Annotated in this window: 16 protein-coding genes; 1 reads left to right on the forward strand and 15 read right to left on the reverse strand. The window is 36.8% G+C overall.

Annotation, left to right across the window (positions count from 1 at the left end):
- Positions 1–9: 9 nt before the first annotated feature.
- From ACHABU_RS11945 to ACHABU_RS12015, 15 genes are all read right to left on the reverse strand, one after another.
- A complete protein-coding gene (locus tag ACHABU_RS11945) occupies positions 10–747 on the reverse strand; it encodes a glycosyltransferase family 32 protein (RefSeq protein WP_435765106.1) in 738 nt (245 codons plus the stop codon).
- Positions 748–779: 32 nt separating this feature from the next.
- A complete protein-coding gene (locus tag ACHABU_RS11950; RefSeq protein WP_435765107.1) occupies positions 780–1,121 on the reverse strand; it encodes a helix-turn-helix domain-containing protein in 342 nt (113 codons plus the stop codon).
- 3 nt (positions 1,122–1,124) lie between these two features.
- The gene (locus ACHABU_RS11955; protein WP_435765108.1) at positions 1,125–2,315 is read right to left on the reverse strand and encodes a DegT/DnrJ/EryC1/StrS family aminotransferase; all 1,191 of its coding nucleotides are present in this window, start codon (positions 2,313–2,315) and stop codon (positions 1,125–1,127) included.
- Positions 2,316–2,342: 27 nt separating this feature from the next.
- The gene (locus ACHABU_RS11960) at positions 2,343–2,975 is read right to left on the reverse strand and encodes an acetyltransferase (protein ID WP_435765109.1); all 633 of its coding nucleotides are present in this window, start codon (positions 2,973–2,975) and stop codon (positions 2,343–2,345) included.
- A gap of 1 nt (position 2,976) precedes the next feature.
- A complete protein-coding gene (locus ACHABU_RS11965; protein WP_435765110.1) occupies positions 2,977–3,576 on the reverse strand; it encodes a sugar transferase in 600 nt (199 codons plus the stop codon).
- Positions 3,573–3,755 carry a hypothetical protein gene (locus ACHABU_RS11970; RefSeq protein WP_435765112.1) on the reverse strand — a complete coding sequence of 61 codons (183 nt, stop codon included), beginning with the start codon at positions 3,753–3,755 and terminating at the stop codon, positions 3,573–3,575. Before ACHABU_RS11970 ends, ACHABU_RS11965 begins: the two co-directional genes overlap by 4 nt.
- 18 nt (positions 3,756–3,773) lie before the next feature.
- A complete protein-coding gene (galE, locus tag ACHABU_RS11975; RefSeq protein ID WP_435765113.1) occupies positions 3,774–4,847 on the reverse strand; it encodes a UDP-glucose 4-epimerase GalE in 1,074 nt (357 codons plus the stop codon).
- Between the two features lie 18 nt (positions 4,848–4,865).
- Complete coding sequence (locus tag ACHABU_RS11980; RefSeq protein ID WP_435765114.1) at positions 4,866–5,942, reverse strand: EpsG family protein; 1,077 nt, start codon at positions 5,940–5,942, stop codon at positions 4,866–4,868.
- A gap of 22 nt (positions 5,943–5,964) precedes the next feature.
- Complete coding sequence (locus tag ACHABU_RS11985; RefSeq protein WP_435765115.1) at positions 5,965–6,858, reverse strand: glycosyltransferase family 2 protein; 894 nt, start codon at positions 6,856–6,858, stop codon at positions 5,965–5,967.
- Positions 6,855–7,973: a glycosyltransferase family 1 protein gene (locus ACHABU_RS11990; RefSeq protein WP_435765116.1), complete on the reverse strand. Its 1,119-nt coding sequence runs from the start codon at positions 7,971–7,973 to the stop codon at positions 6,855–6,857. Before ACHABU_RS11990 ends, ACHABU_RS11985 begins: the two co-directional genes overlap by 4 nt.
- Complete coding sequence (locus ACHABU_RS11995; RefSeq protein WP_435765117.1) at positions 7,958–9,112, reverse strand: glycosyltransferase family 4 protein; 1,155 nt, start codon at positions 9,110–9,112, stop codon at positions 7,958–7,960. The genes ACHABU_RS11990 and ACHABU_RS11995 overlap by 16 nt, the downstream gene beginning before the upstream one ends.
- 23 nt (positions 9,113–9,135) lie before the next feature.
- On the reverse strand, positions 9,136–10,014 hold the full coding sequence (galU, locus tag ACHABU_RS12000) for a UTP--glucose-1-phosphate uridylyltransferase GalU (protein WP_435765119.1): 879 nt from the start codon (positions 10,012–10,014) through the stop codon (positions 9,136–9,138).
- 15 nt (positions 10,015–10,029) lie between these two features.
- Positions 10,030–11,853: a polysaccharide biosynthesis protein gene (locus ACHABU_RS12005; RefSeq protein WP_435765120.1), complete on the reverse strand. Its 1,824-nt coding sequence runs from the start codon at positions 11,851–11,853 to the stop codon at positions 10,030–10,032.
- Positions 11,854–12,084: 231 nt separating this feature from the next.
- Entirely contained in the window at positions 12,085–12,750 is a 666-nt protein-coding gene (locus ACHABU_RS12010; RefSeq protein ID WP_435765121.1) for a CpsD/CapB family tyrosine-protein kinase, read from the reverse strand.
- On the reverse strand, positions 12,719–13,429 hold the full coding sequence (locus ACHABU_RS12015; protein WP_435765123.1) for a YveK family protein: 711 nt from the start codon (positions 13,427–13,429) through the stop codon (positions 12,719–12,721). The genes ACHABU_RS12010 and ACHABU_RS12015 overlap by 32 nt, the downstream gene beginning before the upstream one ends.
- Positions 13,430–13,795: 366 nt before the next feature.
- Here ACHABU_RS12015 and ACHABU_RS12020 point away from each other — a divergent pair, with 366 nt between their 5' ends.
- Positions 13,796–14,812, forward strand: a complete 1,017-nt coding sequence (locus tag ACHABU_RS12020; RefSeq protein WP_435765124.1) for an LLM class flavin-dependent oxidoreductase — start codon at positions 13,796–13,798, stop codon at positions 14,810–14,812.
- Positions 14,813–14,851 lie beyond the last annotated feature (39 nt).

Consider the following 14,851-nt stretch of genomic DNA (forward strand, 5'->3'; position numbering starts at 1 on the left):
AAAGACCTCCTATGACTTCGAAATTATTTTTCGCACTCGTGCTATATTTTCTCCACCAATTAGTTTTGAAGTGACTAACTTGATATAACCCTTTGCCCTGGCTTTTGGCGATAACCAACTCTGATAAAAATGATGCATGGTATACGTATGATCCGTCATGAAGTTTCTACAGTTGATATAATCATAGGGGGAAAAGTATTCTTGCGGAAAAAAGGAACCCACACCTGGAAGTTCCTGATAATCTCCGGTCATTTCTATTCCTAATTCCTCCAGTATCTGAGTGATTTTAGCTACATTCGTCAGCTCATTGAAACTGCCATCATCATTTATAAATCTTGCATCTCTATAGGAATCTAGGAAAGTTTTTACTATTTTGTTTCCTTTTGCTGCACCAATCGTGCTGGTGGCAATATAATCCTCTTGCTCAAAACCCCAGAAGGAATCCAGATGAAGCAGGTCATCAAATGATTTGAATACTTCTACATCCGTATCAAGATAAATACCTCCGTGGTGATATAGAGCATGCACTCTGACATAATCACTAACAAAGGCATATTTTTTAGCCGTATAAGCTTCTTTAGCATATTTGTTATCGTCTAAATTAAAATTTCTTTCATTCCATTCAATTATCTCGTAATCTGGTAATTTAACTTCCCAACTTTCAATAAACCGTTTAATTAGGTCTGATTTTTCCTTGCCTCCAAACCAGCAGTAGTGAATACGTTTGGGAATTTTATTTTTATTCATCTTTTCTCCCCTAACTCAACCCAAAGCCTATATTATTCATTCAACTTTCCATTCTTCCACCTAGCAAATTCAATAACCGTTTTAAATTCCTTTAATTGCTCTTTTTCAACTCCCGATTCCCGTAACTCATTTACAAAATCCAACCATTCATCAGCTAATATATGCATATTTTCATTATCCCTGTTTCCTATCAATTTATGAATATCAACCCCTAAAACCCCAGCAATCTTCTTGATTATTAAAATGGATGGGTTTTGATTTAAGTTGCGTTCGATATTGCTTAAATAAGACTTGGAGATATTCGCTTGTTCGGCACACTTTGATAAACTGAGACCTTTCTCTTTTCGTATTTTTTGTATGTTTTCCCCAATCATTTTCTATACCTCGTGTTTTCCTGAAATCAAATAGCTCCTATTACTGATGGAATTATTAACTGTTTCTCTTATACATTTGATTACCCGCATTTGTTGTTTTCCAGACAAATTCGATCCGGATGGAAGACATATCCCTGTTTTAAATAGCGTTTCAGCTACGTGATTGTTTTTTCCATGGGCATAGTATCGTGCCCCTTTAAATAAAGGTTGCAAATGTAGTGGTTTCCATACAGGTCGTGCTTCTATATTCTCTCTATTTAGTGCCTCCAGCAGTTCTTTCGGAGTTACTCCCGCAACCGTTTCATCAATGGTTAATGTAGTTAGCCAGCGATTCATTTCTGTCTCTTCCAGTTCCTGCATAAAATTAAATCCAGGGAGTTCCTTTAATGCATGATAATAGATATCAAAAATACTTCTTCTTGCTATTACTCTATTTATTAATACTTGTAATTGTGTTCTTCCAACGCCGGCTAATAGATTACTCATTCGATAATTAAATCCAACCATACTATGCTGATAGTGCGGAGCTGGGTCTCGTGCTTGACTTGCTAGAAAGCGCGCTTGCTTTAGTGCTTCTGTATCATTGGATACAAGCATTCCGCCACCGGATGTAGTAATAATCTTATTGCCATTAAAGGAGAATACGCCAAATTTGCCAAAGGTTCCTGAAGCCTTTCCTTTATACGTTGTTCCTAACGATTCCGCGGCATCCTCAATAATGGGTACACCATATTGGTTACATAACATGAGCAGTTCATCCATCTTTGCACTCTGACCATACAAATGAACAACAATCACGGCTTTCGGTAGCTGGTCTTCCTGTACGGCTTCTTGAAATGCCTTTTTCAGTGCTTTTGGTGACATATTCCAAGTTTCTGGTTCTGAGTCAATAAAAACCGGCTCTGCTCCTTGGTACAAAATTGGATTCGCACTTGCCACAAATGTAAGGGTCGAACAAAAAACCTTATCTCCTCTTGATACACCTAATAAAGAAAGCGCCAAATGAATCGCAGCAGTTCCTGAACTAACTGCTACTGCATCTTCTGCTCCAACCATTTCAGTTATTTCTTTTTCAAAAGCGTCAACGTTTGGTCCAAGTGGTGCGATCCAATTTGTTTCAAACGCTTCGGTAATGTAATACTCCTCTTTCCCACTCAAATGAGGAGGAGAAAGATAAATCCTGGAATTCGTCATCAAACCACCACCTAATTTTTTAGTCTCCTATTTGCTTAATATCCTTTCGATAATCCGTGTTGGACTGCCTACCGCCTTACTGTATGCTGGTATATGCTCAATTACTGTCGAACCTGCCCCAATTACGGACCAATTCCCAAGATGCATGCCAGGTATTATTGTGGCAGATGATCCAACATGTACGCCTTCTCCAGATGTCACATTTCCTGTTAACGTAGCATTTGGAGAGACATGGGTGTATTCACCAATCGTATTATCATGCTCAATAATTGCTCCTGTATTGATAATACAGTGCATGCCAATTTCAGCCTTTGCGTTGATAACTGCATTGGGCATCACTACTGTCCCAGTTCCTATATTGGCTGACCCGCTTATAACCGCAGTAGGATGGACAAGTGATAAATAGTTTTCCGGTAACAAATTTAAGCCTTCAACAAGATTTTTTCTTATTCGATTATTTCCAATAGCAACGACTATGTTTGTCTGGTAGTTGTTTAGTCTCGCTAAGTAAGCTATTGGAGCATGGATGATTCCCTTTGTTTGAAACCCCTGTTCATATTTATCATCCAGAATTGCGATGACCTCATATTTTTCATTTGTGAAAATCATTTCCTGTATGACTCTGCTATGGCCACCATCTCCCAAAATAATGACTCGCATGTTATAACACTTCTTTCGATCCGGTGAATTTCATCATCGATACCGAATCACGAGAGTTAATTCCTTCTCTCTTTATAACTTTAACTATCGTTATCAAAAGAATTTTACAGTCGAGCAGGATACTTTGATTTTTTACATACCAAAAATCCAGTTTAAACTTTTCTTCCCATGTAATTGCATTTCTCCCATTAACCTGTGCCCATCCAGTAATCCCAGGCCTTACTTTGTGACGTAAACGTTGCTCTTCAGTGTATAGGGCTAAATATTCCATTAATAATGGTCTTGGTCCTACCAAGCTCATATCACCTTTTAAGACATTGAATAACTGGGGGAGCTCATCGAGACTATATTTTCGAAAAAGTGTTCCTAAATTCGTTAAGCGTTGTTCATCTGGAAGCAGTTTCCCATTCTTATCTTTTTCATTTGTCATTGTCCTGAACTTATAAAGATAAAAAGCTTCCCCATATTGTCCTGGACGTTGTTGTTTAAATAATACTGGTGCACCTATTTTTGTTCTGACAACAAATCCCGCTAAGACAATGAGTGGTGCTAATATCAAAATTATAAAAAAGGAAAAGAAAACATCTATGAATCGCTTCACTTTAATTTCACTCCTTTCATAATTTCTAAGTCTTGTTTATGAACGTCTTCAGAATAAGTTGTAAATAAGCTTTGTTTGATATCATCAACAATCTCCATAACGTTTATATCTTTGGATTGATATCCTTTTCTGTAAACATTCATTAAAATTTCCTGCAATTGTTTCTGCGTTATTTGCATTGGTTAATAACCTCTTTTTTATACATTAAAAAACCCCGCTGCATGTTGCACCGGAGTTCTTTCATTATTAATATTTAATTTATTATCATATCCATTTGGATGATGATACTGCCAACGCCACGTATCCTCACACATCTTTTCAATTCCTCTAGTTGCCTGCCAGTTGAGCTGTTCCCTTGCCTTATTGGGATCTGCATAACATATGCTAATATCGCCTGACCGTCGTTCTGTAATCGAATAGGGAACGGTTCTACCTGAAACTTGCTCAAACGTTTCAACCATTTCAAGTACGCTATAGCCTATTCCGGTACCCAAGTTAAATGTATCAATACCTTTTGTATACTGGACTTTCTCTAAAGCTTTTAAGTGACCAACAGCTAAGTCAACGACATGAATATAGTCTCTCACTCCTGTACCATCTTTTGTTGGGTAATCATTGCCGAATATTTGAAGCTGCTGCCTTTTCCCAGCAGCAACCTGTGAAATATATGGCATGAGATTATTTGGTATTCCATTCGGATCTTCACCGATACGACCACTTACATGGGCACCAATCGGATTAAAGTATCTTAATAGCGCTATACTCCAAGACGGATCTGAAAAAGCGACATCTCTTAAGATTTCCTCAATCATATGCTTTGTTCGCCCATATGGATTGGTCGCACCCAGTTTGCTGTCTTCTTTAATGGGCACCTTATCCGGCGTACCATAAACAGTTGCTGAGGAACTAAACACAAGATTCTTAACACCATATTCCTGCATTATTTCGCATAGGATAACCGTTCCCGTTATATTATTTTGGTAATAAGAGAGCGGAAGCGATACGGATTCACCCACAGCCTTCAGACCTGCGAAATGGAGAACCGACTCAATATTATTCGTTTCAAATACTTCTTTAACACTTTCCTTATCCAGTAAATCAACTTCGTATGTTTTAAATATTTTGCCTGTAATCTCTTCAACCCGCTTTAAAGACTCAGGATTACTGTTTGTGAAATTATCCAGCACAATAATTTCATAGCCTTCATTAAGAAGCTCGATACAAGTATGGCTTCCGATATATCCAGCTCCACCTGTTACAAGTACTGCCATTTTAATTTTCACTCCTCTTTACCAGATTAAGTAATCACTTTTATATAAGATGTTAAGATTAATAACATTTTCATAATAATAGTAAACTAGGTAACAAACGATAATCCCAAAGTAGATTATCTTCTGGTCTTTTTCCCGAAACAGTTTTGGAATCCAGGAAATCAGAATTAATGAATATAACTGAAAATAGATGGAAACTCTGGCAAATATCCAGTTTTGTGTAGATATCATCATAAAGATTAATCCGATCAAAGCCATGTTTACGATATAATCACTATTTGGAAAAATTTGTTTCAGCTTTTCTCTCCCTATAAAAGCAAGAATAATTGGGACAGATTCAACTGCCACACGAAGATTGTTCGCCCCACCTTCAGCAAAACTTGCATAGCCACCATATTGCGTATCCTCTATTGCTGTAAATAATAGTTTTGAAAATTGGTCATATCCAATTACGATAAAAACGGATGAAATTACTAATGCAATGGTTGCTTTAGACCATGCTTTAAAACGGACTAAAAAATAAATAGGTAGTAGTATGAGTGCACTTTGATGGAAAAAGGATGCTATTACAACAACAAAAGCATATTTCCACCAATTTCCATTGATTAGATATTTAATAGCGGTGAACGTAATCGCTGCAGCCAAAACCTGTCTAATTCCATTCATGGAAACTAAAAATAACCCGCCCGTAATATATACATACAGACTGAGTTCAACCATTCTAGAGTAATTGTATAAAACGATGATAATAAGTACGTTTGTAATCAGAGCTGTTGTAAAAATCATTACTTGGGGATCTTGGGATACGAAATTTTTTAGAAGCATTTGAAGAATCCCAAACCCAATATCTTTTTCTGATAGGATATATTCCCACGTAAATTCATTATCATTATAGATATTTATATAATTAAAAGTGTCTCCAATATTTGACCTTAGACCTGAAATGAGTACCAATGTTACGATGGAACCGAGTATTAACACCTTATTAGGCTTTATAGAAGCAGATAATCCCGAATCTAATGCTGGTGTTGCAAAGTATCTTGAAAAAAGGGAATACGTAAATACCAACGAAAGATTGATCCAAAGTAAAGTCATTTGCTATATCCCTTTCAGGAAATTACGAAACACGTAATTTCCTTGTTTTAGATAGTATAAATAGATATAAAGATAAGCCAAATGGCAGTGCCAAAACTGTCATTATTTTATTAGGTGTTTCTTCTATAAATCTCCAATTCCTAATCATTAGGTTACTTGATACATAATGTACTGCCTGCCTAAACTTAAATGAACTACTTGTAAATGGTAATTTCATTAGCTCTTTACGATAAAATGAAAAACCCTTTGGATTCTTTCGATACTGGTTAAGCATATTTCTGGAAGAACCATCAGGTAGATATTCAACACAGCATAAAATTTCATTCATTAATAACATTTCATAATCTTTATCCAACATATGATACTTATAAGCAAGACCTACATATTTCTCATCCTTGAAGATTGGGTAAGGATATTTCTTTGTTAGTTCTGAACGGTACACTAGTTTTTTATCACCCTTAACTCCATACTTATGATAGAGATTGAATAACGTGGAGCGTTCGATTTGTTCGGGTAATCTTGTGCCAATAATACATTCATTATTATCTGCATCGAGGCCAATCATGCCACTGACCTGATTGCTGCCATGCTTTTCCCAAAATGATAAAATCTTAGCTACGGCATCTCCTGGCATATAATCATCTGAATCTATACAAACATTCAATTCTGTATCAATGATTCCATATGCTGCGTTATGTGCACCATGCATCCCTTGATTTTCCTGCCAATGATAATTTATTTGGATGTTGCCCTCATCTATCCAACCATTAACCAACTCTTTTGTATTATCTGTTGAACCGTCATCAATAATCAACCAGATAAAGTCTTGGCTGGTTTGTCTTTTTAAACTTTCATAGCACTGATGAAGGCAATAGTCACGGTTATAAGTAGGAGTGAATACTGTTAACTGCTTCATATAACTTCTTCTCCTAAAGTCAAGTATGATTTTTGTGTATTTTTAGCAATATTTTTAATATCATATCCCTTTTGCAATAAGTCCTCGTGATTTATATCCCTAGATGGAAAATCTTTTGCCAAATTAATAATTTTTTCCCTCCAGGTTTCTCTATCTGATAAAGGTATATAATTTACCAAACCTAGATCCATATCAACCTCTTTTGTTATTGTAGTTGAAATAATACAAGGTAAACCTGAACACTGAGCCTCAATTACAGATATTCCTAACCCCTCATGTAAAGAAGGAAACGCAAACACGTCAAAAGCTTGGAGCAAAGTATGTATATCTTCTCTCACCCCTAAAAAAATTACACTTTTTTCCAATTTTAATCCTTTTACCTTATCAATCATATTTTCTTTTAATGAACCTTCACCTATTAACAACAAGCATGAATTCGGTACTTTTTTATGAACATCTGCAAAGACCTCTAATAGAAATTTATGATTTTTTTGGTGTGCAAATCTACCTACATGCCCTATAACTAAAGTATCCTGATTTAGATTCAAATTACTCCTAACATCAATTCTAGTTTCGTATGAAAATAGAAACTTTTTCGTTTCTATTCCATTGTTTAAGACATAAGCTTTTTCCGATTCTTCGCCGTATAGCCAGTTGGCAGCTTCAAGTGAACAAGCGTATAAATGCGTTGCGTTTGCCTTCACATAACTTCCTGCATACGATTTATATGTCTTCGATAAGAAGCCTCCTTCACTATCAGTATTATGACTGTGCGCTATTCTAACTGGTATATTTGCTCTCCTAGCAGATCTAAGAACAAAACCACTCATTTTATCCATGTGTGAATGTACAATTTGGTATTCTGGATTGTTCTTGAAAAAATAATCAAGTTCTCTAATGTAACCCATGTGCCCTACCCTCGTCACATACCGGATACGTTGCACTTTCCCACCCATTGCAATAATTTCTTCATCAAAAACGCCTTCTTTACATGTCAGGAAATCAAATTGAACTTTTGTACGATCCATATTTCGATACAAGTTCATAATCAGAGTTTCTGCTCCACCACGATTCATATTTACTACTACATGCAGTATCCTTAATGGATTGCCCATTTTAGTTTCCCCTGTTCCCCTATGAAGGATTGATAAATTTGTTTTTTCTCTGCCAGTACCTTTCGTACACTATAGTTTGCGATTATCGCATCTCTTCCGTTTACCCCATATTCTTCTCTTAGTTTCTTCTGTTTTGATAGATGAATCACTTTATTCGCAAATTCATCTGGAACATAACTTGTAATCACGTATCCGTTATGGTTATTTTGTACAAGCTCCCGATGCCCCCGGTTATCCACCGCCACAACAGGCAATCCACAAGACATTGCCTCCATCACATTAACTGGCAGTCCCTCGCGGAAACTGGATGCCACCGCTATATCACACATCGGTAATACGTGGTCAAGATCCTTTCTGAAACCTAGAAATTCAACCATATTGCTAATCCCAAGACTACTAGCAAGATCACGGCAGTTTTCTAACAAGGGACCCTCACCAGCAAGTAACAACCTTGCATTTGGTATTTGCTCCTTCACCAAAGCTAACGCATGGATCAAAAACTGCTGATTCTTATTTTTATTAAATTCAGCAGCATAAAACAGCAAAAAGTCATTGGCCCGATAGCCAAATGACTTTTTAAGTTCTGTTTTTTTAATTTCGTCTACTGGTTTATATTTTTCAGTATCAATACCAACGCCATGTACATGTTCAATCGTTCCAGCTTTAAACCGGTGCTTCGTTGCTAGCTGATAATCTTCATCATTAATAGTTATTAAACTATCGGTATGCTTTGATAAAAATTTTTCAATTGGATAGTAGACAATCCAGTTTAATATTGGTACACCTTTACAAAAGTGAAATCCATGGGCTGTATAGATAACCTTTGCTCCCTTTTTTCTTGCCTGTCTTGCTGCAAGCCGGGCCAAAACACCACCTAAAGGGGTATGGCAATGAATAATGGAATAATTATTTTGATCAATAACACCCTTTAATTGTTTATATGCTTTTATATTTGATCGATGAAAAGGGGATCGCTCCATGGCAATATTATATTTGCTATCCGTGTATGGTAAATCAATCGTTCCAGCTGCAGCCACATCCACTTCCCACCCCTGTTCCTTAAACCACTTCATATATGGCAAGTGGAAAGCCTTGAAATGGTAATCAACCGTCGCGCAATATAGTATTTTTTTGGCCATCTTTAACCCCCCTTTCAATTAAGCTACTTGGTTAGTTCCTTTTCTACTATCGATTGAAGATAATCGAGTAAATCATGTTTTAAATCCTCTCGCCGCAGAGCAAAGTCGATCGTTGTTTTGATAAAGCCCATTTTTTCACCGACATCATAACGTTTTCCTTCAAACTCGTATGCATATACCGCTTCACGTTTATTCAGTTCAGCAATTGCGTCGGTGAGCTGAATTTCATCTCCTGCTCCAGGTTTTTGGTTGCTTAATATATCAAATATTTTAGGAGTTAATATATATCTGCCTAAGATTGCCAGATTAGAAGGAGCTTCATCTTGTTTTGGTTTTTCAACTAAATGATGAATATTGTACAGATCCTTTTCAATCATGGTTCCATCAACGATACCGTATCTGGACACTTCTTCTTGTTTTACAGTCTGTACACCAAGTATAGAAGTATTATAGTGAGTATGTTGGTCGATCAATTGCTTTAGACACGGCGTTTCTGCTTTTACGATGTCATCACCTAGCAGTACAGCAAAAGGTTCATTACCGATAAATTTCCTTGCACACCAAATAGCATGCCCTAATCCTTTTGGTTCTTTCTGCCGGATATAATGGATGTCTACTAGTTTTGAAGGTTTCTGTACTTCATTAAGCAAATCGAATTTTCCTTTATCGATTAAGTTTTGCTCGAGCTCATAGGAATTGTCGAAGTGATCCTCGATTGCCCTTTTCCCTTTACCGGTAACGATAATAATATCTTCTATTCCTGACTCAATGGCTTCCTCGATAATGTATTGAATGGTTGGTTTATCTACAATTGGCAGCATTTCCTTTGGCATTGCCTTTGTGGCCGGGAGAAATCTTGTTCCTAAACCAGCTGCTGGAATAATCGCTTTTTTTACTTTCATTCTGTTCATCCTCCCCTAAATCGTCATGACTTTTCTTGGCTCCTGCCTGACGACGTTATTTGCTAAGTTTAGTAACTGATTCCTTAATGCATCTGCATCCAAATCATTATAATTTGCTATAATTTGATTTATTTCATCTATGTATAGATCCGTTGTTTTACCTACATAGATTTTCGGATACACTTGCACGTTTTCCACTTCATTTTCTTTTAATAACTCTTCAAAAAGTTTTTCTCCAGGTCTAATTCCTGTAAATTCGATTCCAATCTCCTCAATGGAATTTCCTGATAGTTTAATTAAATTTTTGGCAAGATCGACTATTTTTACTGGGTCACCCATATCCAATACAAATATTTCCCCTCCACCTGCAAGTGCACCTGCTTGGATTACTAACCTGGAAGCTTCTGGAATCGTCATGAAATAGCGAACCATATTCGGATCCGTAACCGTTACCGGACCCCCTTTTTTAATTTGTTTTTCAAAAAGTGGGATAACACTTCCTCTGCTTCCAAGGACATTGCCGAATCGGACTGCCACAAATTTTGTATCACTATGTCGATCCATATCCTGAACGATCATTTCCGTAAGGCGTTTTGATGCACCCATTACGCTAGTTGGATTGACGGCCTTATCTGTCGAGACCATCACAAATATTCCTACCTTGCTCCAACTGGCCGCTTTTGCGACATTCATTGTACCGATAATATTGTTTTTTACAGCTTCTTCCGGGTTACGCTCCATTAATGGAACATGTTTATGTGCTGCTGCATGGTAAACCACATCTGGCTTATACTTGCGCATCACAGTCCTCATTTTTCTTGCATCCTGGATGTCTGCGATCTCCGTTATCAATTCAATTTCACTGTCTTTAAACATTTCTTTGAGTTCCATTTCAATTGCATAAATACTGTTTTCTCCGTGACCTAGTAAAATTAACTTGCTCGGATGAAATGCTGAAATTTGCCGTGCTATTTCCGACCCAATGGATCCACCTGCCCCGGTGACCAAAACAACTTTATTGGAAACATATTCAGAGATACTGACGATATCCATATCCACTGGATCTCTACCTAATAAATCTTCTACCTGAACATCACGAAATTGGCTAACACTGACTTTACCCGTTATTAAATCCTCCAAAAATGGCAGGATTTTTGTTTGTGCTTCTGTTTTGGCACATTCCTGAAAGATAATGTTTAATTCATTTCTACGGAGTGAAGGAATAGAGATAATGATATTATCAATTTCATGTTCTTGTACTGCTCTTGCAATTTCCTTCACTCCGCCAATCACAGGTAGCCCCATAATATCAAGATGACGTTTTTTGGCATCATCATCAATAAAAGCTACCGGCAACAAATTCCCTTCATTCTTTCTCAATAACTGCCTAGCAACCATGGTTCCTGCCGATCCTGCGCCAATGATTAATGTTCGTACTTTATTATCTGATTTGTTCATAATCGAATCACGGTACAATCTCCAGACAAATCGTGAACCACCTATTAAAAACATATGAAGCAACCATGTAACAGCTAATAATTTAAATTGCACATCTTGCATGATAATGAATTGCATTATGATTGCTGTTATACTTGAGAAAGTCACGACTTTGATAATACTTACTAATTCCTGAATACTCGCATATGCCCAAACCTTCTTGTATAATTTGTATCTTGCTGAGAATAAATGATGACATAGTAAAATCGTTATGGCGCTAAGTATCAGCGGTACGTTTATGGAGGGATTTTCACTTACTAAAAGAATGCTGATAAAAAAGGCCGTCAGTACAATTAAAGAGTCCACAATGAAAAATAAAGAAATCCGTTGTTTATATGTCATATCCTTCCTTCTCTCATTCGTCTTTTAAGTTTTTTTCTATGTATGTATAGGGCATCCAACCCTTCCTCACATCACACTTTCGACAACGAATGCGTCTAAGGTTTATTTCAACCCACAGCATGACCGAGTGCCTACATTGATAATGATGAGTAGACATCACCTAAAACTATTTAACGTATGTATTATCACTTTATATTCTTAATAACGAACGAAACGATTAAAAAAATGTCCCTATTTTTCATTTAAAATAACGCCTAACAAATTTGCATGGGCAAGATCCAGCACCCTTTTTGTTTCAACAGCTTTCTCCATTTCTGTTTTCCCACGATTCAGGACTAACACAGCTCCATCACATTGATTAGCGAGCACCCTTGTCTCCGTGGATTTTAATATAGTTGGAGAATCAATTAGAACGATATCATACATGGTAGATACATCATTTAAAATCGTTTCCATATCACGACTTCCCAATATTTCAGTAGGATTGGAAACTTCAGAACCACTGGTCAAAATGTCCAACTTCCCAATATCTGTTCTGCTAATCGCTTGCTTAAGCGTCGTAACTCCATTAAGGACATCGGTTAATCCAATTATATTTTGGATTTTAAAAATGCGATCAATAATCGGGTCTCTTAAATTGGCGTCAATTAAAAGGACCTTTTCTTTTTGTTGGGCTATGGAAACTGCTAAATTTGCTACTGTTGTTGATTTCCCCTCGCTTACTCCTGGGGAGGTAATTAAAAATACTCGGTTTTTCTTTTCTTCCATTAGGAATTTAAGATTTGTGCGTATTGTTCTGAATTGATCAGAAATTACGGAATCTGCATTCGAGTAGGTGGCAAGATGTATCTTCTTAGGAATTGTGTTATGCCTCTTGTTTAATAGCAATCTCCTCACTCCTTTCACTCGTATTTCTTTTATTATTTTTGTTAAGCGCGAATTTTTTCTTATTCATATTTGATACAACACCTAAAACAGGGACTCCCAATATTTCTTCTACCTCACGCTCTTTTCTTACTTTACTATCCAAGGAGTCTATTAAAAATATCAATCCGATGCCGATAATTAACCCAAATACAAAGGCGATAATAACGGTACGATTTTGCGTTTCATTGATAGGATTCGGATTCACCTTTGCCGGAGATAATAATTGAACATCTGAATAACCTAATATGCCGACGATTTCACTCTTAAATGACGTTGCAGTAGAATTTGCTATTTCAGCTGTAAGGTCGGCATCTTGGTCGGTGACAGAAATTCGAATAACTTGTGAATCATCTATCCTTTCAACAGTGATCTGCCCTGCAATTGCTTCGGAAGACTTTGATAAATTTACATCGTCTTTAACCTTTTCCATAATAATTGGATCTTTAATCATAACCATTAACGTATTCATATCTTCCGTTCCAGATCCTAAGATGATTCTTGTAGATGATTGATAGAGTGGTGTATAATTTTGATCACTATAAAAATAACCAGCCAAAGTTGTCAGTAGTGTTATAACGATGATCATCCAGAAGCGCTGTTTAATTAAATCAAAATAATCTTTTAAGTTAATTTCACTCGATTTATTCATTCATACCACCTTTAGGGTTTATCGGATATACATCCAATATATTCTTTATAACGAACAATATGATAAAAAATATATACTTGATTTTCATACTTTTTTTGTTTCCTATAAATTACATATTAGTTCATTATAAAGAACATGTCAATAAGTAATTTACAGAAATAACAATTTATAATCTGATGTTGTTCTTTATTTGCGTGTGTTTGTTCCTAATAAAGAACATGACTAAATAGTACTACATGATATTATCTCAAGTCAAGCATTTTTTAAAAATTTACAACAATATAATAATCAAACCAACAAAAGCTAATAATTGGACGTATCACCCGAAAACCAGTATCATTTCTTACTAATATAAGGAGTGGTAAAATGACATCTAATCATATAAATAAGTTCAATAACATCCCATTATCTGTACTGGATTTAGCACCTATCATAGAAGGCAGTAATGCAACACAGTCTTTTAAAGAAAGCGTTGAATTAGCCCAGCATGTTGAAAAGTGGGGATTTAACCGTTATTGGCTGGCAGAACATCATAATATGCCTGGAATCGCAAGTTCAGCTACTTCAGTACTTATCGGACATATTGCTGCAAAAACAAATCATATGCGCGTTGGCTCCGGTGGGGTGATGCTTCCGAATCACGCTACACTCGTTATCGCTGAACAATTTGGTACGCTTGAGTCCCTTTTCCCAGGTCGGATTGATCTTGGTTTAGGTCGTGCTCCAGGAAGTGACCAGGCTGCAGCCCAGGCTTTAAGACGCACATTGAATATGGGACCGAATGATTTCCCTATGCAAGTAAATGAACTACAGGATTATTTCTCCGATGAACCTGTATCTCGTGTAAAATCTGTTCCTGGACAAGGTCTTGATATTCCTCTTTGGTTACTCGGTTCCAGTGATTTCAGTGCACGACTTGCAGCACAAAAAGGATTGCATTTCTCCTTTGCCAGTCATTTTGCACCGGCATATACAATTCCTGCACTAAAACTGTATCGAGACAGCTTCCAGCCTTCAGATACGCTTAAAAAGCCATATGCAATGGTCGGTGTGAATGTAATTGCTGCTGAGACAGATGAAAAGGCACAGTACTTAGCAAGCTCACATCGTTTACAGTTTTTAAATCTACGTAGAGGTGAACCAACAAAGCTGTTAGCACCAATCGATAATATCGATGAAGTTTGGTCGCCGATGGAAAAAGCAGCTGTGGAAGAATCACTTGATCCACGTACTACGATTGTAGGTAGTCCGGAAACGGTTAGAAAAGGTCTTGCTGCTTTCCAGGAATCCACACAAGCCGACGAAATGATCATCAGCTCCCAGATTTATCATCTGGAAGATCGTTTACGTTCCTATGAAATTGTTTCTGAGTTGATGGACTAAAAAAGATAAAGGCCGAGGCCAAAACAAAGAAATAGAGCC

Source organism: Oceanobacillus sp. CF4.6, from assembly GCF_051262635.1.
In the GTDB taxonomy this organism is placed as follows: domain Bacteria; phylum Bacillota; class Bacilli; order Bacillales; family Amphibacillaceae; genus Oceanobacillus.

What these genes read in the sequence shown, in the direction of transcription:
- ACHABU_RS11945 (WP_435765106.1), bottom strand. Translation starts at nt 747, where the DNA reads ATGAATAAAAATAAAATTCCCAAACGTATTCACTACTGCTGGTTTGGA.
- ACHABU_RS11950 (WP_435765107.1), bottom strand. Translation starts at nt 1,121, where the DNA reads ATGATTGGGGAAAACATACAAAAAATACGAAAAGAGAAAGGTCTCAGT.
- ACHABU_RS11955 (WP_435765108.1), bottom strand. Translation starts at nt 2,315, where the DNA reads ATGACGAATTCCAGGATTTATCTTTCTCCTCCTCATTTGAGTGGGAAA.
- ACHABU_RS11960 (WP_435765109.1), bottom strand. Translation starts at nt 2,975, where the DNA reads ATGCGAGTCATTATTTTGGGAGATGGTGGCCATAGCAGAGTCATACAG.
- ACHABU_RS11970 (WP_435765112.1), bottom strand. Translation starts at nt 3,755, where the DNA reads ATGCAAATAACGCAGAAACAATTGCAGGAAATTTTAATGAATGTTTAC.
- galE (WP_435765113.1), bottom strand. Translation starts at nt 4,847, where the DNA reads ATGGCAGTACTTGTAACAGGTGGAGCTGGATATATCGGAAGCCATACT.
- ACHABU_RS11980 (WP_435765114.1), bottom strand. Translation starts at nt 5,942, where the DNA reads ATGACTTTACTTTGGATCAATCTTTCGTTGGTATTTACGTATTCCCTT.
- ACHABU_RS11985 (WP_435765115.1), bottom strand. Translation starts at nt 6,858, where the DNA reads ATGAAGCAGTTAACAGTATTCACTCCTACTTATAACCGTGACTATTGC.
- ACHABU_RS11990 (WP_435765116.1), bottom strand. Translation starts at nt 7,973, where the DNA reads ATGGGCAATCCATTAAGGATACTGCATGTAGTAGTAAATATGAATCGT.
- ACHABU_RS11995 (WP_435765117.1), bottom strand. Translation starts at nt 9,112, where the DNA reads ATGGCCAAAAAAATACTATATTGCGCGACGGTTGATTACCATTTCAAG.
- galU (WP_435765119.1), bottom strand. Translation starts at nt 10,014, where the DNA reads ATGAAAGTAAAAAAAGCGATTATTCCAGCAGCTGGTTTAGGAACAAGA.
- ACHABU_RS12005 (WP_435765120.1), bottom strand. Translation starts at nt 11,853, where the DNA reads ATGACATATAAACAACGGATTTCTTTATTTTTCATTGTGGACTCTTTA.
- ACHABU_RS12015 (WP_435765123.1), bottom strand. Translation starts at nt 13,429, where the DNA reads ATGAATAAATCGAGTGAAATTAACTTAAAAGATTATTTTGATTTAATT.
- ACHABU_RS12020 (WP_435765124.1), top strand. Translation starts at nt 13,796, where the DNA reads ATGACATCTAATCATATAAATAAGTTCAATAACATCCCATTATCTGTA.